Below are 21,601 nucleotides of genomic sequence, written 5' to 3'. Positions count from 1 at the left end.
GGTCTCGATCGCGATTTCGATCAGTAGCCGGGCGCGACTCCCGGCTGGGAAGGGTCCACGTCATCGCCGCTTTCGCCGGCGAGAGCGTCCTCCGGGGTGACCGGCTCGCCATCCTTGAGGTACGTCACGTGCACCGCGCGATCGATGAACTGCTCGACCGTCTCGGACTCCGGAACCTCGCCAGAGCGGCGAAGGGCGAAGTACGCGACGACGGTCGCCCACAGGATCGGCGCATCGGACGAGCCCGGCCATCCTTTGCGTGCGCGGATGAGGTCGAACCTCACCATGTCGCGGTTGTCACCCTCCACGGTGTATTCGATGGTGTCGTCGGTGCCGGGCTGCTCCAGCTCGACGGCGAGCGTCATGCGCTTCATGTTGTTCCCTTGACTTTCTGGATCGTGGTTTCGATGTAGTCCTCGTAGACGCGGATCCAGCTGCCTTCGCTGTCCTGTGCGCCTCGAGAGATGAACGGTTGGGCTTTGATGTGCCGGCGGCCCCACCCCCAATGGATGACGGCTGCGTACGGAACGCGGGCGAAGCCGGCACGAACGATGCCGGCGGTCTTGGTGCCGGCTGCGCGGATCGTGTCGCGCAGCCGGCCGCTCTTGACCGGTGCGAGGGCGCTTGATGCGCGGGCGGCGATCTCGGCGGCCTCGCGGTGGGCTTTGGTGAGGTCTTGCAAGTCGTCGCCGGCTTGCCGAAGGGTGCGGCGCAGCTCGCGCCCGCCCTCGACCTTGTAGACCGGCGACGACATGTCAGGCGATATCGCTGAAGATCGGATCGCCGATCACGTCGAACGTGACCTCGGCGCTGGGCTTCGTCTTCACGTCGCCGCCGATCTCGATCGGCTCCACGACGATGACACCGCTGATCTTCCGCTCCAGGGTGCTGTTCGGCACGTACTCGAACGGGTGTTGCTCGCCGCGGTGCTCCCAGAGCCATTCCGCGTTCGAACCGGTGTAGCCGAAGTCGGACTGGAGCGTGACGACGAGCGTGTTCTCTTCGGTGCGATCGCCGGGGGCCTGCTCGCCGGAGAGCACGTCGATGGGGTCGCCCTTGGTGACGTTCGGGACGAGCTTGCCGCCGCGCATCTGGCTCGAGAAATTCGTGAGGGCGTCAGCTGCGCCGATGGTGAAACTGCCGGGGCCGACAGTGGGGGCCTTGACCATGGTTCCTGCTTTCAGTCGTCGATGAGAGTGTCGGGATTGAGGTTGATCGTGTAGCCGGGCAGGGGTGCCGAGCTGGCCGGGGCGAACATCTCCCCGCGGGCGGTCGTCATGTCGAGCTGCCCGGCGCGCAGCGCCTCGATGATCGAGTCGAGCGTTTCCCACGCGTGCAGAAGGTTGTCCGCCGGGCCGGCGATGACTGACAGCTCGTAGGTCGCCTCGGTGCTCGTGAACGTCACGAAGGTGAGATCGGGCGGCGAGATCACGATGACGCCATGTCGAGCGGCGGACGCGATCTCGCGCGCGTCGAGGGTCACGGTCACTTGATCGAGGCCGGCCTCGGCGAGCATGGCGCGGAGCTGTCCGGCCTTCGCGTTGGCCTGGACGATGCGCGGGGCGACCATCAGAGTCCCATCACGAGATAGCGGCGCAGCAGCGGGTAGGCCGCTGCCATCGGATCGCGGTTCAGTCGGAACATCTGCGGCTCTACGCCTTCCATCGTGACGACGCCGTTACGGCTCGCCTTCCGGTAGTAGAGGTCTGCGCCCACTTCGAGCACGGCGCGCGCCACCACCTTTTCCGGAACCTTGAAGGGGTTGCCGGCACCGATGAAATCGGTGACCATCTGCGTTGCAACCTCCTCGGATTCCTTCGCGAATGCCGCGTCGGCCGTGACGGCTTGGACGTACCATTCGAGGGTGGTGGCGGGCGTCGTCTCGGGCATGCTTAGGCCAGCAGCTCGTCGTCGTCAGCCGCGATGCGAGCAGCGCCGGCGGGGGTGACCTCGACGGCCTGGATGGCGTCGGGGAACTGCGATGCAGCGGCCAGGTAGCCGTACTGCGAGATCGCTTCCGTCAGGTTGACCACGTTCGAGTCCTGGAGCCGGAACGGTGCGCCGGGGCTTTCCCAGGTCGTGATGCCGAGGCGGTCGTGAAACTCGACGGTGTTGGCGGTCGCGCCGGGGAGGATCTTGAACTGGACGCTCGCCAGGTCGCCGGTGATCTCGCGGAGGTCGAGTTCGCCAATCTGGTTCATGCCGGTGCCCCACACGCGCATGAGGCTGTTTCCGTTGGTGTCCTCCAGGCGGATGAGGCGCTTGAACACGTCCTTCGAGACGAGACCGCCGTCGAGGTTGAACGACAGGTCATCGAACAGGCCGGCGGCGTCCACGATGAGATCCAGCCACTCGTACGCGGTCGCGTCGGCCGCGATCGAGAGCGCCGGGTTGCCGGCGATCTTCGAGGCGATGATCTCGCGCAGCAGATCGCGGATGACTTCCTCGGTCGCGCGGGCGTACTCCAGCGTCATGGCCGTGTTCGCGGTCGAGATGTATGCGGCGCTGCCGCGGTCGATCTGCTGACGGGTCAGCTCGGTCCAGCCGCCGTAGGTCTCGACGGGGGTGGAATCGCTCTTCAGCGACACCTTGCCCTTGACGAGATCGGCACCCTCGGCGGTCTGCTTCGCGACGGCGATGCTGTTGGATTCGAGCTGGAGGTACTCGAGCGTCATGCCGTCGGCGGGGAGCGGCTGCGTGGAGAACTCGCCCATGATCTTGCGCGTGCGGCGGATCAGGTGGATGGCATCGCGAATCCAGGTGTTCGGCTGCTTGTCGTCGGCCGTGGTCGAACCGTCGTACGCCGCGTGGGTCTCGTAGAACGCCATCGCGTCGGCAGAGCCGCCGATGAGATCCTTGATGAAGTGACCGAAGGTCGGCCAGGTGGGGCCAGGGGTGCCGGCGGCGTTCGAGATCCCGGCGAGGCGGGTTTCGAGCACGCGGTTCTGCGCCTCCTGGTGGTCGGCCAGAGCCTGGTCGAGGTAGTCCTGCGTGATTTCGGGCATGGGGCGTTCCTTTCGGTTCGACGCCAGGGCGGCGACGGAGATGGGCGCGGATGCCGCGGCGCGGCCCGCATGGGCGTACATGGTCAGGTCGAACACGTTCTCGACGGCTGCGTCTGCGTCGTCGTCCTCGTCGCTGTCGCTGTCGAGGCGGTCTGCGAGGCCGGCGGCGACCGCCTCGCTCGCCGAGTACCACGTCTCGGCCTTCATCAGCTCGCGCCAGGCGGGGGCATCGCCGCCGGCCTTCGCTGCGTACATCGCGGCGATGTTGTCGCTCACGCGATCGAGGTCGGCACCCTTGTTGCGCATGTCTTCCGCGTTGCCGACGGCGTACGACCATGCGTCGTGAATCATGATCTCGGCGTTCTCCCCCATCACGACTTCATCGCCGGCGCACGCGATGAACGACGCGGCAGACGCGGCGAGGCCGTCGATGTTGACGACGATGCGCGCCTTGTGCTGGCGCAGCGCGTTGCGGATCGCGATGCCGTCGTACACGTCGCCGCCGGGGCTGTTCACGTAGACCTGGAGCGTGTCCACGTCGAGCGAGCGGATAGCCGGCACCAGCTCGTCGGCGTCGATGCCGCCCCAATAGCCGCCGACGACGCCGTACAGATGCACGGTGGCCGCGCGGGTGTCCTCGTCGGTGGTGAGGTTGAAAGTCGAGGGGGTGCGGGCGGCGAGGGCGGCGAAGCGGTCGCGGGCGGTGGTCAGGTCAGGCATTCGCGTTCTCCGGGGTCGGGGCGGGGGTCTTGGTGACGCGGCGTGCATCCAGCTCGGCGCGCTGCTCGGTGGTGAGGGCGGGGAGCCCTTCGAGCTGGCGAACTTCGTCGAGGAGAGCCCAGCCCTTCTGGGGGTCGAGAGACATCGCGTGTGCCTCGTAGCGGGTCTTGGTGTCGGAGCGCAGCAGCGCGTCGATCTTGAATCGCGCCGTCTGCTTGCCGGGTAGCAGCGACGTGAGGGCTTCCTCGATCTCGCGCAGCGGCTTCATGAGGCGGAACCGGGCGTACCCGATCCATTCCTGTTCGACGTTGCTGTACGTCTCGCTGGAGCCCTCGACGGCCACGAGCATGAGCGAGGCCGGCGCACCGATCAGACGGGCCATCTGGATGGTCGAGTACTGCTGCGACTCGAGAAACTGCACGTCGGACGGCTTGAGCAGCAGCGGGCTGTACGTGAGTCCCTTGCCGAGCACGCGCAGCCGCTCGCGAACCTTCGACTTCGAGTCGGTCGCGGTCGGTGCGGTGCCGTCGGGGTTGCGGCCGTACCAGACGTTCTTGTACTTCGCGGCGTCGCCGGGTGCAAGTTCCTGATCGGTCGAGAGCACGCCGTCCGGGATGCTGGAATCCGAGAGCCACAATGCGCCGTAGTCGCGGGCGTCGAGCGCGCCGCGCACTTCGATCTGCGCGGCCTGGATCGGGCCGAGCCCGCGGCGAAGGCCGGGCACGCGGAGCAGCTGAAGGTGCTTGATATCGCGGCGCGTGAGGGTGAGTCCGCGCCATCCGTACTTGATCGTCTCGACGTTGTTCGCGTCGTACTCGACGTAAACCGTGACCTCGTTGGGGTTCAGGGGCACGAGATTGACGACGCGGCCCTCGGCGTTGCGGATGATGCGCCAGAACGCGTTTCCGTCGATGTAGAGCGACACGACGGTGTACTCGATGAATGCCGATCGGGTGTCGTCCACGTCAGGCTGCAGGACGAGCTGCGGCGTCGGGATGATCTCGCCGTCGCGCTCGACGGAGATCGAGAGCTGGCAGGCGGCGGTCGCGTGAATCTGAATGCCGCTGTAGAGAGTCGAGAGTGAGAGGGCACGTTCCGTCGTCACCGCCGCCTGCCGCTGCCGCCCATCGGGGAACACGTCCGCGGGGTAGCCGGCTGGGGCATCCGGCACCTCGTTAAGCCACTCGATGGCCTTGGTGACCTTCTCGCGGACTGTGTTGATGAACGACATGACCACGACTGTGGCGGCGAGCGATCACGAGTCCCAAGAATCGCGACCGCCGGCGACCGGTCACGACATTTCGTGACCGGTCGTGACCGATCTCAGCCGAGCTGGAATGCGCGCACGGCCGGCAGGTGATGAATGCCGTAGCTGCCGAGATTGGCGGACTCGATCGCGCTGATGGAGCCGACAGATGCGCGCCGGCCGAATAGCCACGTTCCGTCGCCGGCGAATCGCTTCGTCGCAAGCTCGGCGGCGTCGTTCAGCTTGGGATGCGGTCGATAGCGCCAGGTGGGGCCGGCGGGGTTCTTGATGCCGGCGACGGTCGCCTGAGTGGCGGCGACGGCATCGCTCGGCGTGAGGGGTATCAGCTCGAAGCCGTCGCGTTCGGCCTCGTCGTGGAGCGCGGCGGACGGCCCATAGGGGTCGATGATGAAGCCGGCATCCGGGTACTTCGCGCGCATCTCACGGAGCTTGTCGAGCGCGCCATAAGTGCTTTCCATCCAGCCGCCCTTGACGACGGCCGACAGCGTGCCGGGGCCGTGGAGCTGGGTCGCGGTGATCGTCGTGTCGACGCCATCGACGCCGACGGCCGCTGCGAAGCAGACGCGGCCGGGTGCCGGCGGCGTCTCGTCGTTCCAGGCGGCGTCCTTCCAGGGCTGGAGCGGGATGACGCGTTCCGTCGCGCCGGTGCGACGATTGCCGTAGGCGCGGGCAAACTCACCGGGCGAGTCTTGGAACTGCGCCTTGAAACCATCCATGTCCTCACGGGTGAACAGAAAGCCGGCGCCGGGGTGCCGCTCGTAGACGCGATCGAGGTCGAACGGGTCATCGTCCTCGTCGATACCGAAGTCGAAGAATGCGATCGAGGGGTCGTGATCGCCGCTGCGCAGCTCGGCGAGCATTTCGTTCAGGGCGGTGCTTTCGACGGTGCCCTCGGTCGACCAGATCCAGGTCTGCGGGCGCTGGCCGGTGACGAGCCGGCGCGTGGTCTGCGTGGCGGCGAACGATGCGCGCAGCACGGCGTACTGCGCGCTTGACCAGTACCAGAACTCATCGAGGCTCGTGCGGTCGGATTGCTTGCCGTCGAGAGCGCCCTCGACGGGGGCGAACGGCCGGAACTTGGATCCGTTGACGAACTGGAGCGCTGCCGAACCGTTCGAACGGCGGACGTTCGGCGCGAGCTGCCGGATGGCGGATGCCTCCCAGAGCTCGGCCATCTCGAGGAACTTCTCGGTGGCGTGCTGGCCGGATTGCGCGGTGTACCACGTGCGCCGGCGCGGCCCCATCAGGCAGTTCTGGATCGAGCCGGATAGGTCAAGGGTCGTCTTGCCGGCCTGGCGAGGCACGGTGACGACGACGATCGAGTACACGAACTGCCCGAAGCTGTCGACCTCCAGGCCAACGTCCGCGACGTAGCGCTGCCACGGGATGAGCGGCTGCCCCATCTCGGCTGCGACCGCGGCGACCTTGGGGCCGTGGGTCGCGTGCTCAAAGTTCCGGGGCGTCACCTTCCGCGGCGTCGTCAGTCCGTGCGGGAGCTGCAAAGGCGTCAAGGAGTCTCCTGGTGTCGGGGCTGAGCGCTGAATCGTCGTGGGTGTCATCGCCGGCTTCGACCGGCGCGAGCTGCATCATGATCGCGACGAGCTGCTGCACATCGTTCGCGACCGATCGGCCCTTGTTGTTGCCGCGGTCGATGCTGATGGCGAGGGCGATCGCGGACTGTGCGAGGGTGCGCCGGATGCCGGCGAGCGGGATTGTCTCGGATATCTCGGCGATCGCTGCGCGTGTCTCCGATTCGGTCGCGCCTTGGCCGTAACCATGCTGATTCGGCGCGTTTTGCCCCTCGATTTCGAGGCCTGGGAGCGTCGAGTTCATGGCCTCGCTCGCTTTCTTTTTTCTGGCGTGACCTGGGGGGATGGGGACGGTGGTCGCGGGGCTTCCGTGCGTTCTCGGTCGGAAAAACGGGCCTCCAACTGGAGCAGACCAGCGTCGAGTGCTGCACTGAGAGCCTTGGCGAAGGGCTCGAACAGTTCGCGCAGCGCACCATCGAGGCGTTCGCCCGCGCCGGCCACTGTGCCGGCCATCCATTCGTGGTAGTCGGACACCTCGCGCACGTCGCTCACCAGTCACCGCCTGCTGATGGGGCCTGAGGCGTGGCGAGCATGGCTGCTACTGATACCTCGGGGTCTTGGTGGGTGGCGTACCAGCGCTCGACGTGGTGCATCATCGAGGCGGGGCGCATGGTGCGGGCGCGCTGCTCTACGATGGCGCGGCCTGGGTCGATGGTCTCGATGCGCCACCCTAGGGCTCGGTACTCGGCGAGGTCGTCGGGCTGGGGTATGGCGTGGATGAGCCATACGGTGATGCGCTCGCGCAGGCGGGTAGCTCGGCGGATGGCTGCCTTGCGTGCTGCGATCGCCACGTGTCGGACGTGCTCGGGGTAGTCGTGTGAGCTGTCGGGGTCGAGGGGCATGAGGGCGCGCGCGATGCGATCCATGTCAATGATCACGTCGGTGGGGCGTGCGTGCTCCAGCACGTGCGTGGTCTTGCCTGCCGCCGGCGGGCCGGTGACGACGATGACGGCGGCACCATAGCCGCTGATCACGCGGTCTTGCCGCTTGCTGTTGCACGGCTTGCACGCGGGGCGCATGTTCTCCAGCGTGTCCGGGCCGCCGGCGGCGTGCGGGATGACGTGATCCTTCGTCGTCGCGATGCCGGTGCACCCTGGGAGCTTGAGCCAGCAGACGGGGCCGTACGTCTCCAGCACGAGCCGGGTGAGGCTCTGAGACGCGCGCCCGCCGCGCCTACCCACGGTCGCGCCTCGCGGCGCACCAGGCGTGCACGTCAACCCATGCATAGCGGATCTCGCGGCCTACGGTGAGGAACTTCGGGCCGGTGCCGTCTCGGCGCATCGTGCGCAGCTTGCGGGCACCCTGAGCGCCGAGCTGGAGCCATTCGGCGAGCTGTTCCGGGGTGGCCCACGCGCGGCGGGTCTGCGACTCGGTCACCGGCCCTCCTCCCGATCAGGGCGGGCGATCTGCACGAGTCGGCCCGCCTCGGGCAGAGATCTCGCAGCGCGTCTCACGGCAACCTCAGCGCGGCGACCGAGCGCGTACATGGCGAGCGGCATGCTCGAGCGCTTCCCGGCGTGGGTGGGGTGGTCGAAGGCGAAATCGCGCATGAGCCAGGTGACGCGGGCCGATCCGAGCATCCATTGCGTCCAGCGAGCGTTCGCAAACGGGCCGAGGAATATGCCATTGTCGTGCGCCAGCATCCGTTCGGCCCACGGTGTGGTGTTCGAGAAGGGTGGGTTACACCAGACGAACCCTTCCCACTGCTGAGCGAGGCCGTCGTCGACGCGAGTGAAACGACGGAGCGCCGGCACCTTCGTCTCGGCGTCGACGGGGCTGGCGGGATCAAGATCGAACGTCTCGCCGAGCGCGTCGAATACCCAGCGCGGGGTGTAGCGTTCGTCGGTCTCTGTGCGTTCGATAGGAGCGGTGAACATCGGGAGCGTTGTCATCGCGTTCTCCGGTTCTCTTCGTTGGCGGTTCGGGCGTCTCGGCGTTCGAGCCACCAGAGCCAGAGGCAGGCCAGGGCAGCGGCAGGAAGGCCTATCACGGTCGGGATGTAGTCATGCATCGGTCGAGCCGTTCTGTCGCTTCTGCGGCGCTCTGAGCGAATCGCGGAGGCGACGTGCCCCGGCGACCTGGCCGAGCGCCTTCCTCGATGCTTCGGTGAACGCTTCCGCCTCGGCGACGCTGATCGCTCCCGAGAGGATGTAGCGCGCGGTCGTGGCGAGCTGTCGTGCGCTGCGGCGGCAGTCGGCTTGCGCCTGGCCTGTCCAGAGCGTCGATTCGATGGTGAATGCGTCGGATGCATCCCAGAGCTTCGCGGAGAGTGCGAGGCGGTCTGCGAAGCCGATGCGGTTGTCTGTGGGGGCGGTGGCGGTCATGCGATCTCCTTGAGTACCTGTGACGGAGCGCAGCCGCGCTCGCAGTGGCGGTCATCGATCAGGGGGTGTCCGCACGCGCCGGAACTCGCGCGGTTACCAACGTGAGTTTTCTTCTCAGTGGTATTGGGATGGTTAGGGGACGGTTTGGGTGACACCTGTGTCACCCCTCCCCTGGTTCCACTGTCACCGGGTGACGCCAGTGTCACCCGTGTGGAAAACTCCTCAATCGGGAGCGTGGCGGGGCTGTCGGAGGGCACCCGGTGCTGCGACGAACGGTCGCAATCGACGGGGCATCGCAGGAGTACCTGATAGCGGTTCGGGCGCTCGTGATCGGCGAACCGGTGATCACCGCCGGCCTGCACGAATCGACGGATCTCGTGAAGCTTCTCCAGCTTGTCGATCGCTCGCTGCACACTGCGGGGATCGACGCCGGCATACTTCGCGAGCGTCTTGACAGACGGCCACGCGCCGCCATCACCGTCATGGTTCGCGATACCGATCATCACCAGCTTCGCGGTGCCTGTCGCCTTGGAATGGTGCAGCGCGATCGCCACGGACTCGATGCTCACGCGTTGCCCGCCGCCTTCTCGATCTCGGCGCGGTCGAACAGGTAAGCGCCGGTGGCTGCCGGGAGCTTCTGAAACGGCTCGATGGAGCCCGAGCGCACGCGGCGTACGAGCGAGCTACGGTCGATGTCGAGCATCTTCGCGGCTTCGGCGGTTCCGATCAGGTCGATTGTCACGAGTGCAACATTGCACTACTTAGCGCAATCTGCCAGTTAGCTGAGTGGGCGTGTCCGTGGCTTGCACAAGTTGACGCGTATGCACGAGACTGTGCATATGTCGATGAATCCCGTTGCAGACCCCCGCTTCGAACTCGACCTGTCCGACCGCATGACGAAGGCCGTGCGTCACTCAGGACTGGGAGTGCAGGAGCTTGCCGAGCGCATCCAGGTATCGCGCAATGCGGTATCGAGCTGGATCAACGGACGGCACAAGCCACGTCGTCGCGACCTCGTCGCGTTCGCGCTGGCGACCGGATATCCCGTGTCGTGGCTGGAAACAGGAGAAGCCCCACACGATGGTGGGACTTCTCCTGATGGGGGATTGCTCCCCGGCTTGGACTCGAACCAAGAACCTGCCGGTTAACAGCCGGCTGCTCTGCCAATTGAGCTACCGAGGAATGTGCTCCGCTGCGCGGGCAACTCGTCAATCCTAGCAAACTCCGGACCCTGCTCGTGACACCGGCCGCAGGTCGGGCGTGTCGCCGGCGACCCCGTCAGTGCCCGGAATCCGCCTCGGCATTGGGAGCCCACAGCAGGTCCTTGCCGACGCCGCGGGCAACCACATGACCACCGCGCAGCATCAGGGTCTCGGCGTTGAGCTCGCGGATGAAATCGGCGTCGTTCGTGACCAGCAGCGCACCCATCCCCTGCTCTTTGCGCCGGCGGGTGATCGCGTCGAAGACCACTGGTCGCACCTCGAGGTCGAGGTTGGCGAGGATCTCGTCGGCGATGAGCACCCGGGGCTCGAGAACGAACGACCGGGCGATCGCGACGCGCTGGCGCATTCCGGCGCTGAGCTCATACGGGAACTTCGAGGCTGTTCCGAGAGGCAGGTGCAGCTCGTCGAGAAGCGTCGCGACTCGGATGGACAGGGCTTTGGTGTTCACCCGCTTCTCACGGATCAGGATCGGCTCGGCGATGACTTCGTTGACCGTGAGCTGCGGAGGGAGGTCGGCACCGGCCCCCTGCGGCACGAAGCCCGTGCGATAGGTGAGCAGGCGATGCTTGCGCCCCGGGCGGCGGATGTCGACTCCACAGACCTGCGCACTGCCGCCCACGACGCGCACGGACGGGTCGGTCGAACCCGCCAGGGCGGCGACCAGGGTGGACTTGCCCGAACCGGTCGGACCCGCGACGCAGATGAGCTCGCCCGGCGCGAGCGAGAAGCTGACCCCGTCGATGGCGCGGGTCGGGCCGCTGTGCCCGATGCGGTCGATCACCAGATCTGAGCTGTCGATCGCATTGGTCGATTCGGGCCGAGAGAACATTCCTCCATCCTGCCCTGCCGCGCCTGACTGCCGCCGTTACGACTCGGCGAACCGCTGACGCTCGACGTCGATGTCGCGAAGGCGCATGCGCAGAGCACGCCCGCCGTCGGAATCCGCGGGAACCCGCTGCACCGCTCCGAGGAGCTCCTGCTTCTCGTGTTCCAGAATGCGCATGATGAGTCGCTTGGCCAGGTCGGTCGTCGAGGCGACGGCGCCCTCTTCGTTGCGCGCCGGGAAGGGGGTCATCAGCAGTTCGCCCGCGAGCGATCGGTAGGGCTCCCGCACCGAGTTCACGGTGTCCGTCACCCATCCGGCTCGAGTCCGATCAGGCGCGGACGCGACGGCCTCGCGGACGGCGTCCAGCCCCGGTGTGCGGAACGGCGCGCTGAGGGCCCGCGTGAGCAGCGCCTGATCGATCTGATGTCCGTACTGAAGCGCGCCCATCAGAGCGTCGCGCTCCACGGCGGCATCGGCAGTGCGCGGCAGGCTCGCGAGGGTGACCGGAGTCACCCCTGGAACACCGGATGCGGAGTCACTCGCACTCTCGCGCCTGGTCGGCTCGTGTCTCGACGACTGCGATCCCCCTCGGGCGGCACGCTCGACCTCGTTGCGCACCTCGGTGGGGTCCATACCCAGGCGCCGAGCCAGCACGCGCTCATAACCGGGTCGCAGCAGCCGATCGCGGATCTCGGCGACGATCGGCGCTGCCGCGCGAAGAGCGCCGACACGACCTTCGACCGTCGAGAGGTCGAAGCCGCTGAGCTTCCTGTCGATCGCGAACTCGAACATCGGCTGCTTCGTCTCCATCAGCGAGCGCACGGCGGCATCGCCGCGCTGCAGCCTGAGGTCGCACGGGTCGAGCCCGTCGGGCGCCACCGCGACGAACGTCTGGGCGTTGAAGCGGTCGTCCTCGGTGAAGGCCCGAAGAGCCGCCTTCTGGCCTGCCTCATCGCCGTCGAACGTGAAGACGACCTCTCCCGAGGCGTTGTCGTCGCCCATGACGCGACGCAGCACCTTGATGTGATCGGTTCCGAACGCGGTGCCGCAGGTCGCGATCGCGGTCGTGAGGCCCGCGAGGTGGCAGGCCATGACGTCGGTGTACCCCTCGACCACCACCACCCGACGAGGGTCACCCCGCGAGATGTCGCGCTTGGCGAGGTCGAGCCCGTACAGCACCTGCGCCTTCTTGTAGATCGGGGTCTCGGGAGTGTTCAGGTACTTCGGGCCCTGATCGTCGTCGAACAGCTTGCGCGCGCCGAACCCGATGGTCTGGCCGGACACGTCGCGGATCGGCCAGACGAGGCGACCGCGGAAGCGGTCGTAGACGCCGCGTTGCCCCGTCGACACCAGACCGGCGGCACTCAGCTCGTCGCGGGTGAACCCCTGCGCGGTGAGAGCCTTCAGCATCTTGTCCCACCCGCGCGGTGCGAAGCCGACACCGAAATGCGCGGCGGCACCCGCGTCGAATCCTCGCTCGCCGAGAAAACGTCGTCCTGCCTCGGCGTCGGCGGTGAGCAGCTGCGCCCGGAAGTACTCCGCGGCAGCGGTGTTGGCGGCGTACAGACGGCTGCGCCCACTCGTCTCCGGAGCCGACCCGCCGTCTTCGTAGTGCAGTGAGTATCCGATGCGGCCTGCGAGACGCTCGACGGCCTCGGTGAAGCTGACGTGGTCCATCTCGCGGAGGAACGAGTAGACGTCGCCGGACTCTCCGCATCCGAAGCAGTGGTAGTAGCCGACCTGCGGCCGCACGTGGAAGCTCGGACTCTTCTCGTCGTGGAAAGGGCACAGGCCCTTGAGCGAGCCGACGCCTGCGGACTTGAGCGCGACGCGCTCCCCGACGATGTCTGCGATGTTGATGCGCGCCTTGACCTCGTCGACGTCGGCCTGGCGGATGCGGGGCATCAGCCGGCCCCTTCGACGACCGCCTGCCGCGGCGTGTGCTCCCGCGCACCCGGTCGCGCGTGTCGTGGCGTCCAGATGCCAACTTCTGCGGGGTCGATCTCGCCGACCAGCCTGTTGTGCCAGTCGATGGCGCTCTGATCCGTCAGACTCGCGATCTGATCGACGATCACGCGTGCGCGTTCGGCATCCGTCGTCGCGGCGACGAAGTCGGCGGAGAAGGCGGGTTCGAGCACATCCGCGCCTGCCGACCAGAGGGTGTCTGTGGACCACAGCGCGTCGGCGAGTCTCTTGAGCACACGGCGCTGTTCCTTGTAGACGCCCTTGCGGGCCTCGATGGTGACGATCGCCTGCCCCATGATGCCCTTGAGAACGGCGATCTCGGCCTCGATGACGCGCGGCACGACGACGTGCGCGTTGTAGCGCACGAGCGCAGGGCCGGCATACGCCTCGCGCGTGGCCGAGACGGCTGCCCGCGCGAAGCGACCGATGAAGTCGCTCGTGAGGTTCTTGAGTCGAGCGAGATCTCGCCGCGACCGGTCGAAGGACTGCAGCCACATGGGCTGCGATGCCAGCCGGTAGAGCGCGTCGGCGAGCTCATCGCGCGTGAAGTCGTAGCCCACCCACTGCTGGATGCGATCGATCAGCGCATCGTGCGCCTGCGGATCGGCGAGCTGGGAGACGTCGACGTAGCCGTTGAGGATCGCATCCTCGAAGTCGTGCACGGAGTAGCCGATGTCGTCGGACAGATCCATGATCTCGGCTTCGATGCAGCGTCGACGCCCGGGAACGCCGTCGCGCATCCAGCGGAACACGGCTTCGTCCTCGGGATACACACCGAACTTGAGGCGCCCGCCCGGGTCAGGAACCGGACTGTCGACGGTCCACGGGTACTTGCAGGTCGCGTCGAGGCTCGCCCTGGTCAGGTTGAGGCCGACCGACTGCCCGTTGTCGTCGATCGCCTTGGCCTCGAGCCGGGTCAGAATGCGAAGCGACTGCGCGTTGCCTTCGAAACCGCCGATCGGCTCCGCCCATTCGTTGAGCGCACGCTCGCCGTTGTGACCGAACGGAGGGTGTCCGAGGTCGTGGCTGAGGCAGGCCGTGTCGACGACGTCGGCCGAGACTCCCAGCGCGGTCGCGAGTTCGCGTCCGACCTGAGCGACCTCGAGCGAGTGCGTCAGACGGTTGCGGGCGAAATCCGCTGTGCTCGCGGGGCTGAGCACCTGTGTCTTGGCCGCCAGGCGTCGAAGCGCCGCGGAGTGCAGCACGCGCGCGCGATCGCGGGCGAAGTCGTCGCGTTCGGATCGATGGGTCTCGGCGAAGAATCGCTCGGCATCGCGCGGGTCGTATCCGTCCGAGCGACCGCGCGCCGGGTGTGCCTGAGGATCAGCCGCCACTGTTCTCGATCTCCGCCCCTCGCATCATCTCGGATGCCGATGCCGCGAGCTCGCGCGACTCCAGCCACTTGTCCGGCAGCGCCGGTCGCTTCGGGCGTCCGGACCGACCGCGCTGGCCCTCGGCATCCGCACCGGGATACGGCGCCGTGTGGTCGAGCTGACCGAGCAGCTCGTCGATCTCAGCCAGGCTGGATGCCGTCGCGAGCCCGGTGCGGATGTCGCCGCCCACCGGGTAGCCCTTGAAGTACCAGGCGACGTGCTTGCGGACGTCGCGGCATCCTCGATCCTCGTCCTCGAAGAACTCGACGAGGAGTTCTGCATGACGACGGAACGCATCGGCCACGAAGCCGAGGGTCGCATCGACGGGGTGCGACTCCGCACCGAAGGCCTCGGCGAGTTCACCGAAGAGCCACGGACGGCCGAGGCATCCGCGACCGACGACGACTCCGTCGCAATCGGTCTGCTGCATCATGCGCACGGCGTCGTCGGCCGACCAGATGTCGCCGTTGCCGAGCACCGGAACGCTCGTGACGGCCTGCTTGAGCTCGCCGATCGCGTTCCAGTCGGCGAAGCCGGAGTAGAACTCGCTCGCCGTGCGTGCGTGCAGCGCGATCGCCGAGACACCCGCGTCTTCGGCGGCACGACCCGCATCGAGGAAGGTGAGGTGGTCGGGGTCGATGCCCTTGCGCATCTTGATGGTCAGCGGCACGTCGCCCGCTGCCTTGACCGCCTGCGTCACGATCTGCGAGAACAGGGAGCTCTTCCACGGCAGGGCTGCTCCCCCGCCCTTGCGCGTGACCTTGGGCACCGGGCATCCGAAGTTCAGGTCGATGTGGTCGGCGTGATCTTCGGCGACGATGATCCGGACGGCCTCGGAGATGGTGTGCGGATCGACGCCGTAGAGCTGGATAGACCGCGGGGTCTCGGACTCGTGATGGCGGATCAGCCGCATCGTCGTCTCGTTGCGCTCGACCAGCGCCCGCGACGTGATCATCTCGCTCACATAGAGCCCCGCACCGTACTCGCGGCAGAGGCGACGGAACGCGGTGTTGGTGATGCCCGCCATGGGTGCGAGCACGACCGGCACGTCGAGAGCGATCGGGCCGATGTTGAGGGTGCGAGCGGATGCGGTGGCGACAGTCATATCCCCTCCATTCTCCCAGACCCGGAGCCGGTATCGGCGCACCGATCTAAGCTGTGAATATGACCGATCCCGCAGTGCGTTCCATCCCCTTCATCGACGCCGACGGCAACGAGAAGACGATCGACGATCTCGGCGCCGACGTGGTGCTCGTCGTGAATGTCGCCTCGAAATGCGGCCTCACTCCGCAGTACGAGCAGCTCGAAGAACTGCAGCGTCTGTACGGCGACCGCGGGTTCAGCGTCGTCGGGTTCCCGTGCAATCAGTTCTTCGGTCAGGAGCCCGGTTCGGTCGACCAGATCCTCGAGTTCTGCTCCACCACCTACGGGGTGACGTTCCCCATCAACGACAAGGTGAAGGTCAACGGCAAGAACGCCACCGACCTCTACAAGACGTTGAAGGAGACTCCGGATGCCGGAGGCAAGGCCGGCCGCGTCGAGTGGAACTTCGAGAAGTTCCTCGTTCTACCCGACGGCGAGGTCGTCCGGTTCCGCCCGAAGCAGAAGCCGAACGACCCCGAGATCGTCGGCGCGATCGAAGCCGCGCTGACCCGCTAGACGGCTTCGGCCTCGGCGTCGCCGCGCTTGGCCCAGAGGTCGCGTAGTACGTTCTCGAATGCGGCAGGCGGCTGCGCGCCGCTGATGCCGTACTGCCCGTCGATCACGAAGAACGGCACACCCTGGATGCCGTAGGCCTGAGCCTGCGCCTGGTCCTGTCGGACATCCGCAAGGTGACGGGCGGAGACGAGGGCCTCGCGGGTGTCATCGGGGTGGAGACCCACCTCGACGGCGAGCTCGACCAGGTCGTCGATGCGGCCGACGTGCTTGCCCTCGGTGAAGTACGCGGACATGAGCCGCTCTTCCATCTCGTGCTGCAGTCCCTGCGCCTTGGCGAAGTGCAGCAGCTCGTGGGCCTTGACGGTGTTGGTGTGCTGCAGCAGGTCGAAGCGGTACGCGAGACCGGCGTTCTCGGCGACGCCGGTGACGTGCGAGAGCATCTGCTCGACCTGCTCGCGCGGCATCCCCTTGTGACCTGCGAGGAAGTCGATCTCATCGCCGTCGAAGTCGACGGGAGTGTCGGGCGAGAGCTCGAACGAGTGGAAGGTGATGTTCACCTGTGGGGCGTCTTCGTCGCCGGCGACGGCTTCGAGCCCCTTCTCGAGGTTGCGCTTGCCGATGTAGCACCAGGGGCAGGCGATGTCGGACCAGATGTCAATCGAGATGGCTTCACTCACACTGACATCCAACCGTATGCACCTATGGGCTATTCCGTCGTTAGGATTCTCAGATGCTCTCCGCCGTCGATCCGCTGCCGTTCCGGCCTGCGCGCGTTCTGATCGCGGGCGTCACCGGGTCGGGCAAGACGACGCTCGCGCGGCGCGTTGCCGAGCTGTGGCAGCTTCGACACATCGAGATCGACGGACTGTTCCACGGCGAGAACTGGACCCCGCGTCCCTCCTTCCTCGACGACGTCCGCGAGTTCGCCGCCACGGACCGCTGGGTCACCGAGTGGCAGTACACGAGCAAGGGCACCGACGAGATCATGACGCCTCGCGCGCAGCTGGCTGTCTGGCTCGACTATCCCTGGCCGGTCGTCCGCGGCCGGCTTGTCCGACGCACTCTCAGCCGCAGCATCCTGCGAACGGAGATGTACAACGGGAACGTCGAGAAACCCATCTGGCATCTGCTGGCCACGCGGGATGCGGAGCGCAACATCCTCTCCTGGCAGTCGAAGACGCGGATGTTCTGGACGACTCAGATGCCTGAGAAGCAGGAACGATTCCCGCACCTCACGATCGTGCGGCTGCGGCATCCCCGCGAGACGGAGAGATGGCTGCGCGCTCAGGCAGAGGCGTCAGGCGCGTCGATCGCTCCACCGAAGCGACGGTCACGCGACAGATAGACCCCGATCGCGCGCCACAGCTCTTCGCGCGAGAAATCTGGCCAGAGAGTGTCGAGGAACACCATCTCGGCATACGCCGCCTGCCACAGCAGGAAGTTCGAGGTGCGCTGCTCACCCGAGCTGCGCAGGAACAGGTCGACGTCCGGCATGTCAGGCACGTAGAGGTTGCGACGGATCATCTTCTCGGAGATCGCGTTCGGCTTCACCCGACCGGCCGCGACCTCGGCGGCGATCGAGCGCATCGCGTCGACGAGCTCGATGCGGCCGCCGTAGTTCACGCACATGGTGAGTGTGAGGACGTCGTTGTTCTTGGTCAGCTGCTCGGCGTACTGCAGCTCCTTGATGACGCTGCCCCACAACCGTGGCTTGCGCCCGGCCCATCGGACTCTCACGCCCCACTCGTTGAGCTGATCGCGTCTGCGATGCAGGACATCTCGGTTGTATCCCATGAGGAAGCGCACCTCGTCAGGAGAGCGCGCCCAGTTCTCGGTGGAGAACGCGTAGACGGAGAGGTGCTTCACGCCGGCCTGGATCGCACCGGCGACGACGTCGAGAAGCACTTCCTCCCCTGCCTTGTGCCCTTCGACGCGGCTGAGTCCCCGACGGTTGGCCCAGCGACCGTTGCCGTCCATGACGATCGCGACGTGCTCAGGAACCGATCGGAAGCTCGGCGGATAGACGCCCGTCCAGTCGAGCGGGCGATACGCGACGGCATCCTTGTGCGTGTAGGGCTTGGGACTCACCGTGCTCCTTCTCGGGGGATGTCTGCCACCAGGTGCTCGAGTGAGCGGATGCCGCGCTCCAGATGCCATTGGGCGTAGGCGGCGACGAGGCCGGATGCTGCGGCGTTGTCGGCGTGCGGAGCAGCGTCGATCGCTTCCCATTCACCGGCCATGAGCGACCGCAGCAGCGACAGGGTCTTCTCCGCGACCTTCGGGCTGCCCGCCGGCGCGCAGTTCGGGCAGACGGCCCCGCCGAGCTGCCCGACGAAATGCGCGTGAGGCCCCGGGCTGGCGCATCGCGCGCAGTCGCCGAGCGACGGAGCCCACCCCGACAGCGCCATGACCCGAAGCAGATAGGAGTCGAGAATGCTGCGGGGCGAATGCTCGCCCCGAGACAGCGCACGCAGGCCACCGACCAGCAGGAGGTACTGATCGGGCGTCGCCTCGGAGTCGCTGAGCCGGTCGGCAGTCTCGACCATCGCGTTCGCAGAGGTGAATCGGTCGTAGTGGGCCGCGATGTCGGATCCGTACGAGCCGAGCGACTCGGCCTGCTGGACGATGTCGAGAGTGCGCCCCTGATAGAGCTGCACATCGGCGACCATGAAAGGCTCGAGACGCGACCCGAACTTCGACGACGTGCGTCGCACGCCCTTCGCGACTGCGCGGATCTTGCCGTGTCGCCGAGAGAGCATGGTGACGATGCGATCGGCCTCACCCAGCTTGTGGGTGCGCAGGATCACCGCTTCGTCTCGGTAGGTGGGCACCGTTCGATTATCCTCCGTGCAGGAGAATAGAGGCGTGACCGAACCGCTCTTCATCATTCCGCTCTGGGCGGACCTGCTCGGCGTAGGCCTCGGCGGAGTCCAGGGCGCGATGTTCGCCTCGGGATTCCAGGGCCAGCGACGCCTCGACTGGCTCGGAGTCGCGATCATCGGGATCATGATCGGCATGGGGGGCGGCCTCATCCGCGACATCCTTCTCGGCCAGACCCCCGCGACGCTGCAGAGCAACTGGTATCTGCTGACGGCCACGGGCGCGTCGCTGTTGGGGATGCTGCTCGCGGGACTCTTCAATCGACTGAACACCGTGATCGTGGTGCTCGACGCCGTCGTGATCGGCATGTTCGGTGCGTTCGGCACGAGCAAGGCGATCGCGTTCGGCATCCCTCCCGTGCCCGCCGTCTTCATCGGCGTCTGCGCGGCCGTCGGAGGCGGTGTGCTGCGAGACATGCTCATGGGACTCCCGACGTCGATCATGCACGTCGGCTCGCTCTACGCCGTCGCCGCCGGTGCCGGATGCGTCTTCATCGCGACCGCGAACAGCCTGGGGATGTCGATCACCCTCGCCGCCGTGCTGGGCATCATCGTCACCGCTGTCATCCGCGTGCTCGCCGTGAGCTTCGACGTGTCCCTGCCCGAGCAGAGGCGGCTCTACCGTCGCAAGGTCGCCGCTGAGACCGGAGTCATCCAGGTCGTCAAGCCGAGCGCGGACTGACGCCCGTCTGCTGCGCCGTCGTCGAGTGGGCGCCTCCGGTCGGAATCGACCCCGTATTCCGACCGCCGGTGTCAGGTCGAGGTGATCCCCTCTCACAGAGGTGGCACCTGCTGCCGGTATCACGCACGCATACCGGCAGCAGGTGCCCCCTCGAGCCGAGGATCAGACGGCTGCGAGCTCCTGCTGACGCGTGCGGATCGAGCGGTTCACGCCGGAGACGATCGCCTTGAGCGACGCCGTCGAGATGTCACCGTCGATGCCGACACCCCACAGGCGCTGGTCGCCGACCTGCAGTTCGACGTAGGCAGCGGCCTGCGCATCGCCACCGGCGCTGAGAGCGTGCTCGACGTAGTCGTAGACCGTGATGTCGAAGCCCTGTCCGCGGAGCACCTCGACGAACGCGGCGACCGGACCGTTGCCGTTGCCGGCGACGGCCACCTGCTGGTCGTCGTCCCGGAGCACGACGTCGAGCACCACATCTCCTGACATGTCGCTGCGGGTCTGCGTGGCCAGCAGCTCGAAGCGACCCCACTTGGCTGCCTCATCGGCCGCCGGCAGGTACTCGTCGTTGAAGATCGACCAGATCTGCTCGCTCGTGACCTCGCCGCCCTCGGCATCGGTCTTGGTCTGGACGACACCCGAGAACTCGATCTGCAGCTTGCGGGGCAGGTCGATCGCGTGGTCGGCCTTGAGCAGGTAGGCGACACCGCCCTTGCCGGACTGCGAGTTGACGCGGATCACGGCCTCGTACGAACGGCCGAGATCCTTCGGGTCGACGGGCAGGTACGGCACGGCCCACTCGATGTCGTCGACCGTGACGCCCTCGGCCTCGGCCCGGGCGGCCATCGCCTCGAAGCCCTTCTTGATCGCATCCTGGTGCGATCCGCTGAACGCCGTGAAGACCAGGTCGCCGGCCCACGGGCTGCGCTCAGGCACCGGCAGCTGGTTGCAGTACTCGACCGTGCGCTTGACCTGGTCGATGTCGCTGAAGTCGATCTGCGGGTCGATGCCCTGCGTGAACAGGTTGATGCCCAGCGCCACGATGTCGACGTTGCCGGTGCGCTCGCCGTTGCCGAACAGGCAGCCCTCGATGCGGTCGGCGCCGGCCATGTATCCGAGCTCAGCGGCGGCGATCGCGGTTCCGCGGTCGTTGTGGGGGTGCAGCGAGAGGATGACGTTCTCGCGGTGTGCGAGGTTGCGGCTCATCCACTCGATCGAGTCTGCGTAGACATTCGGCGAGGCCATCTCGACAGTGGCGGGGAGGTTGATGATCACCTTGCGGTCGGGAGTCGGCTCGAAGACCTCGATCACCTGGTTGCAGACATCGACCGCGAACTCGAGCTCGGTGCCGGTGTAGCTCTCGGGCGAGTACTCGTAGTAGACCTTGGTGTCAGGGATCGTCTTCTCGTACTGACGGCACAGACGTGCACCCTCGAGCGCGATATCGATGATGCCCTGCTTGTCGGTGCGGAACACGACCTCACGCTGCAGCACGCTGGTCGAGTTGTAGAGGTGCACGATGGCCTGCTTCGCGCCGGCGATCGACTCGTAGGTGCGCGCGATCAGGTGCTCGCGAGCCTGCGTCAGCACCTGGATCGTCACGTCGTCGGGGATCAGGTTCTCTTCGATGAGCTGACGGACGAAGTCGAAATCGGTCTGGCTGGCCGAGGGGAACCCGACCTCGATCTCCTTGTAGCCCATGCTGACGAGCAGTTCGAACATGACGCGCTTGCGCTCGGGCGACATCGGGTCGATGAGCGCCTGGTTTCCGTCGCGGAGATCGACCGCGCACCAGCGAGGAGCTTCGGTGATCCGGGCGTCAGGCCAGGTGCGGTCGGGCAGGTTGACCGTGATCTGCTCGTGGTACGGCCGGTACTTGTGGATCGGCATCGCGGACGGGCGCTGAGTGTTCTGCATGATGGGGCTTCTTCTCTTCGTCAGAAATGTGAACGGGCCAACACAAGCGCCGCGACGAGGAAGGCCCTAGCTTTAGGACTCGTCGCGGCAGCTAAGAAGAAGCAGACCGCCGAAAGGCATGCGGCCATGGTAGCAGGGATCCGGAGGTCGTCCGACTCGCTGCTGAGACGAT

At 66.7% G+C, this 21,601-nt stretch carries 28 protein-coding genes and 1 tRNA gene; 4 read left to right on the top strand and 25 right to left on the bottom strand.

Annotation, left to right across the window (positions count from 1 at the left end; all coding sequences use genetic code 11):
- Positions 1 to 20: 20 nt before the first annotated feature.
- From OB895_RS01295 to OB895_RS01220, 16 genes are all read right to left on the bottom strand, one after another.
- The gene (locus OB895_RS01295; RefSeq protein ID WP_311878680.1) at positions 21 to 374 is read right to left on the bottom strand and encodes a hypothetical protein; all 354 of its coding nucleotides are present in this window, start codon (positions 372 to 374) and stop codon (positions 21 to 23) included.
- Complete coding sequence (locus tag OB895_RS01290) at positions 371 to 754, bottom strand: hypothetical protein (protein WP_311878679.1); 384 nt, start codon at positions 752 to 754, stop codon at positions 371 to 373. Before OB895_RS01290 ends, OB895_RS01295 begins: the two co-directional genes overlap by 4 nt.
- Before the next feature lies 1 nt (position 755).
- Positions 756 to 1,169, bottom strand: coding sequence for a hypothetical protein (locus OB895_RS01285; protein ID WP_311878677.1), 414 nt, complete (start codon positions 1,167 to 1,169; stop codon positions 756 to 758).
- Positions 1,170 to 1,180: 11 nt separating this feature from the next.
- Positions 1,181 to 1,570, bottom strand: a complete 390-nt coding sequence (locus OB895_RS01280; protein ID WP_311878675.1) for a hypothetical protein — start codon at positions 1,568 to 1,570, stop codon at positions 1,181 to 1,183.
- Positions 1,570 to 1,890 (bottom strand): hypothetical protein, encoded by a 321-nt coding sequence (locus OB895_RS01275; RefSeq protein ID WP_311878673.1) that lies wholly within the window; start codon positions 1,888 to 1,890, stop codon positions 1,570 to 1,572. Before OB895_RS01275 ends, OB895_RS01280 begins: the two co-directional genes overlap by 1 nt.
- Before the next feature lie 2 nt (positions 1,891 to 1,892).
- Positions 1,893 to 3,725 carry a head maturation protease, ClpP-related gene (locus tag OB895_RS01270; protein WP_311878672.1) on the bottom strand — a complete coding sequence of 611 codons (1,833 nt, stop codon included), beginning with the start codon at positions 3,723 to 3,725 and terminating at the stop codon, positions 1,893 to 1,895.
- Entirely contained in the window at positions 3,718 to 4,956 is a 1,239-nt protein-coding gene (locus OB895_RS01265) for a phage portal protein (protein ID WP_311878670.1), read from the bottom strand. Before OB895_RS01265 ends, OB895_RS01270 begins: the two co-directional genes overlap by 8 nt.
- Before the next feature lie 92 nt (positions 4,957 to 5,048).
- A complete protein-coding gene (locus OB895_RS01260; RefSeq protein WP_311878669.1) occupies positions 5,049 to 6,458 on the bottom strand; it encodes a terminase large subunit domain-containing protein in 1,410 nt (469 codons plus the stop codon).
- Positions 6,439 to 6,825 carry a hypothetical protein gene (locus OB895_RS01255; protein ID WP_311878668.1) on the bottom strand — a complete coding sequence of 129 codons (387 nt, stop codon included), beginning with the start codon at positions 6,823 to 6,825 and terminating at the stop codon, positions 6,439 to 6,441. Before OB895_RS01255 ends, OB895_RS01260 begins: the two co-directional genes overlap by 20 nt.
- The gene (locus tag OB895_RS01250; protein WP_311878667.1) at positions 6,822 to 7,073 is read right to left on the bottom strand and encodes a hypothetical protein; all 252 of its coding nucleotides are present in this window, start codon (positions 7,071 to 7,073) and stop codon (positions 6,822 to 6,824) included. Before OB895_RS01250 ends, OB895_RS01255 begins: the two co-directional genes overlap by 4 nt.
- Positions 7,070 to 7,762, bottom strand: a complete 693-nt coding sequence (locus tag OB895_RS01245) for an HNH endonuclease (protein WP_311878666.1) — start codon at positions 7,760 to 7,762, stop codon at positions 7,070 to 7,072. Before OB895_RS01245 ends, OB895_RS01250 begins: the two co-directional genes overlap by 4 nt.
- Positions 7,755 to 7,958, bottom strand: a complete 204-nt coding sequence (locus OB895_RS01240) for a DNA-binding protein (RefSeq protein ID WP_311878665.1) — start codon at positions 7,956 to 7,958, stop codon at positions 7,755 to 7,757. Before OB895_RS01240 ends, OB895_RS01245 begins: the two co-directional genes overlap by 8 nt.
- A complete protein-coding gene (locus OB895_RS01235) occupies positions 7,955 to 8,473 on the bottom strand; it encodes a DNA N-6-adenine-methyltransferase (protein ID WP_311878664.1) in 519 nt (172 codons plus the stop codon). Before OB895_RS01235 ends, OB895_RS01240 begins: the two co-directional genes overlap by 4 nt.
- Before the next feature lie 111 nt (positions 8,474 to 8,584).
- Positions 8,585 to 8,905 (bottom strand): hypothetical protein, encoded by a 321-nt coding sequence (locus tag OB895_RS01230; RefSeq protein ID WP_311878663.1) that lies wholly within the window; start codon positions 8,903 to 8,905, stop codon positions 8,585 to 8,587.
- Positions 8,902 to 9,474: a helix-turn-helix domain-containing protein gene (locus OB895_RS01225; protein ID WP_311878662.1), complete on the bottom strand. Its 573-nt coding sequence runs from the start codon at positions 9,472 to 9,474 to the stop codon at positions 8,902 to 8,904. The genes OB895_RS01230 and OB895_RS01225 overlap by 4 nt, the downstream gene beginning before the upstream one ends.
- Positions 9,471 to 9,647 carry a helix-turn-helix domain-containing protein gene (locus tag OB895_RS01220; RefSeq protein WP_311878660.1) on the bottom strand — a complete coding sequence of 59 codons (177 nt, stop codon included), beginning with the start codon at positions 9,645 to 9,647 and terminating at the stop codon, positions 9,471 to 9,473. Before OB895_RS01220 ends, OB895_RS01225 begins: the two co-directional genes overlap by 4 nt.
- A 79-nt stretch (positions 9,648 to 9,726) precedes the next feature.
- Between OB895_RS01220 and OB895_RS18225 the strand changes: the two genes are divergently transcribed.
- On the top strand, positions 9,727 to 10,053 hold the full coding sequence (locus OB895_RS18225; protein ID WP_376708832.1) for a helix-turn-helix domain-containing protein: 327 nt from the start codon (positions 9,727 to 9,729) through the stop codon (positions 10,051 to 10,053).
- Here OB895_RS18225 and OB895_RS01215 read toward each other — a convergent pair.
- From OB895_RS01215 to dusB, 5 genes are all read right to left on the bottom strand, one after another.
- A tRNA-Asn gene (locus tag OB895_RS01215) sits at positions 10,015 to 10,087 on the bottom strand. The genes OB895_RS18225 and OB895_RS01215 overlap by 39 nt on opposite strands.
- Positions 10,088 to 10,183: 96 nt before the next feature.
- The gene (locus OB895_RS01210) at positions 10,184 to 10,957 is read right to left on the bottom strand and encodes an ATP-binding cassette domain-containing protein (protein ID WP_042537607.1); all 774 of its coding nucleotides are present in this window, start codon (positions 10,955 to 10,957) and stop codon (positions 10,184 to 10,186) included.
- 36 nt (positions 10,958 to 10,993) lie between these two features.
- On the bottom strand, positions 10,994 to 12,859 hold the full coding sequence (gene dnaG, locus OB895_RS01205) for a DNA primase (RefSeq protein WP_042537609.1): 1,866 nt from the start codon (positions 12,857 to 12,859) through the stop codon (positions 10,994 to 10,996).
- Positions 12,859 to 14,253, bottom strand: a complete 1,395-nt coding sequence (locus OB895_RS01200; RefSeq protein WP_042537611.1) for a deoxyguanosinetriphosphate triphosphohydrolase — start codon at positions 14,251 to 14,253, stop codon at positions 12,859 to 12,861. Before OB895_RS01200 ends, dnaG begins: the two co-directional genes overlap by 1 nt.
- The gene (gene dusB, locus OB895_RS01195) at positions 14,243 to 15,397 is read right to left on the bottom strand and encodes a tRNA dihydrouridine synthase DusB (RefSeq protein WP_079112950.1); all 1,155 of its coding nucleotides are present in this window, start codon (positions 15,395 to 15,397) and stop codon (positions 14,243 to 14,245) included. Before dusB ends, OB895_RS01200 begins: the two co-directional genes overlap by 11 nt.
- A 59-nt stretch (positions 15,398 to 15,456) precedes the next feature.
- Here dusB and OB895_RS01190 point away from each other — a divergent pair, with 59 nt between their 5' ends.
- Positions 15,457 to 15,951 carry a glutathione peroxidase gene (locus OB895_RS01190; protein WP_042537613.1) on the top strand — a complete coding sequence of 165 codons (495 nt, stop codon included), beginning with the start codon at positions 15,457 to 15,459 and terminating at the stop codon, positions 15,949 to 15,951.
- Here the strand turns inward: OB895_RS01190 and OB895_RS01185 are convergent.
- Positions 15,948 to 16,628, bottom strand: a complete 681-nt coding sequence (locus tag OB895_RS01185; protein WP_079112951.1) for a DsbA family oxidoreductase — start codon at positions 16,626 to 16,628, stop codon at positions 15,948 to 15,950. The two genes, OB895_RS01190 and OB895_RS01185, sit on opposite strands and share 4 nt — an antisense overlap.
- Before the next feature lie 53 nt (positions 16,629 to 16,681).
- Here OB895_RS01185 and OB895_RS01180 point away from each other — a divergent pair, with 53 nt between their 5' ends.
- Positions 16,682 to 17,296: a P-loop NTPase family protein gene (locus OB895_RS01180; RefSeq protein WP_079112952.1), complete on the top strand. Its 615-nt coding sequence runs from the start codon at positions 16,682 to 16,684 to the stop codon at positions 17,294 to 17,296.
- On the opposite strand, the gene OB895_RS01175 is transcribed toward OB895_RS01180, so the two are convergent.
- On the bottom strand, positions 17,236 to 18,039 hold the full coding sequence (locus tag OB895_RS01175) for an isoprenyl transferase (protein WP_079112953.1): 804 nt from the start codon (positions 18,037 to 18,039) through the stop codon (positions 17,236 to 17,238). The genes OB895_RS01180 and OB895_RS01175 overlap by 61 nt on opposite strands.
- Entirely contained in the window at positions 18,036 to 18,782 is a 747-nt protein-coding gene (gene recO / locus OB895_RS01170; RefSeq protein WP_079112954.1) for a DNA repair protein RecO, read from the bottom strand. The genes OB895_RS01175 and recO overlap by 4 nt, the downstream gene beginning before the upstream one ends.
- Positions 18,783 to 18,816: 34 nt before the next feature.
- Between recO and OB895_RS01165 the strand changes: the two genes are divergently transcribed.
- Positions 18,817 to 19,512, top strand: a complete 696-nt coding sequence (locus OB895_RS01165; protein ID WP_042537622.1) for a trimeric intracellular cation channel family protein — start codon at positions 18,817 to 18,819, stop codon at positions 19,510 to 19,512.
- 162 nt (positions 19,513 to 19,674) lie between these two features.
- On the opposite strand, the gene leuA is transcribed toward OB895_RS01165, so the two are convergent.
- Positions 19,675 to 21,429: a 2-isopropylmalate synthase gene (gene leuA / locus OB895_RS01160; RefSeq protein WP_042537624.1), complete on the bottom strand. Its 1,755-nt coding sequence runs from the start codon at positions 21,427 to 21,429 to the stop codon at positions 19,675 to 19,677.
- Positions 21,430 to 21,601: the final 172 nt, after the last annotated feature.

It is taken from the genome of Microbacterium forte, from assembly GCF_031885415.1.
GTDB classification, from domain to species: Bacteria; Actinomycetota; Actinomycetes; order Actinomycetales; family Microbacteriaceae; genus Microbacterium; species Microbacterium forte.
This window is presented reverse-complemented; position numbering and strand designations above follow the sequence as displayed.

Excerpts from the sequence above, each read along its gene's own strand:
- OB895_RS01295 (WP_311878680.1), bottom strand. The coding sequence starts at position 374 with ATGAAGCGCATGACGCTCGCCGTCGAGCTGGAGCAGCCCGGCACCGAC.
- OB895_RS01290 (WP_311878679.1), bottom strand. The coding sequence starts at position 754 with ATGTCGTCGCCGGTCTACAAGGTCGAGGGCGGGCGCGAGCTGCGCCGC.
- OB895_RS01285 (WP_311878677.1), bottom strand. The coding sequence starts at position 1,169 with ATGGTCAAGGCCCCCACTGTCGGCCCCGGCAGTTTCACCATCGGCGCA.
- OB895_RS01280 (WP_311878675.1), bottom strand. The coding sequence starts at position 1,570 with ATGGTCGCCCCGCGCATCGTCCAGGCCAACGCGAAGGCCGGACAGCTC.
- OB895_RS01275 (WP_311878673.1), bottom strand. The coding sequence starts at position 1,890 with ATGCCCGAGACGACGCCCGCCACCACCCTCGAATGGTACGTCCAAGCC.
- OB895_RS01270 (WP_311878672.1), bottom strand. The coding sequence starts at position 3,725 with ATGCCTGACCTGACCACCGCCCGCGACCGCTTCGCCGCCCTCGCCGCC.
- OB895_RS01265 (WP_311878670.1), bottom strand. The coding sequence starts at position 4,956 with ATGTCGTTCATCAACACAGTCCGCGAGAAGGTCACCAAGGCCATCGAG.
- OB895_RS01255 (WP_311878668.1), bottom strand. The coding sequence starts at position 6,825 with ATGAACTCGACGCTCCCAGGCCTCGAAATCGAGGGGCAAAACGCGCCG.
- OB895_RS01235 (WP_311878664.1), bottom strand. The coding sequence starts at position 8,473 with ATGACAACGCTCCCGATGTTCACCGCTCCTATCGAACGCACAGAGACC.
- OB895_RS01230 (WP_311878663.1), bottom strand. The coding sequence starts at position 8,905 with ATGACCGCCACCGCCCCCACAGACAACCGCATCGGCTTCGCAGACCGC.
- OB895_RS18225 (WP_376708832.1), top strand. The coding sequence starts at position 9,727 with ATGCACGAGACTGTGCATATGTCGATGAATCCCGTTGCAGACCCCCGC.
- OB895_RS01210 (WP_042537607.1), bottom strand. The coding sequence starts at position 10,957 with ATGTTCTCTCGGCCCGAATCGACCAATGCGATCGACAGCTCAGATCTG.
- dnaG (WP_042537609.1), bottom strand. The coding sequence starts at position 12,859 with ATGCCCCGCATCCGCCAGGCCGACGTCGACGAGGTCAAGGCGCGCATC.
- dusB (WP_079112950.1), bottom strand. The coding sequence starts at position 15,397 with ATGACTGTCGCCACCGCATCCGCTCGCACCCTCAACATCGGCCCGATC.
- OB895_RS01190 (WP_042537613.1), top strand. The coding sequence starts at position 15,457 with ATGACCGATCCCGCAGTGCGTTCCATCCCCTTCATCGACGCCGACGGC.
- OB895_RS01180 (WP_079112952.1), top strand. The coding sequence starts at position 16,682 with ATGCTCTCCGCCGTCGATCCGCTGCCGTTCCGGCCTGCGCGCGTTCTG.
- leuA (WP_042537624.1), bottom strand. The coding sequence starts at position 21,429 with ATGCAGAACACTCAGCGCCCGTCCGCGATGCCGATCCACAAGTACCGG.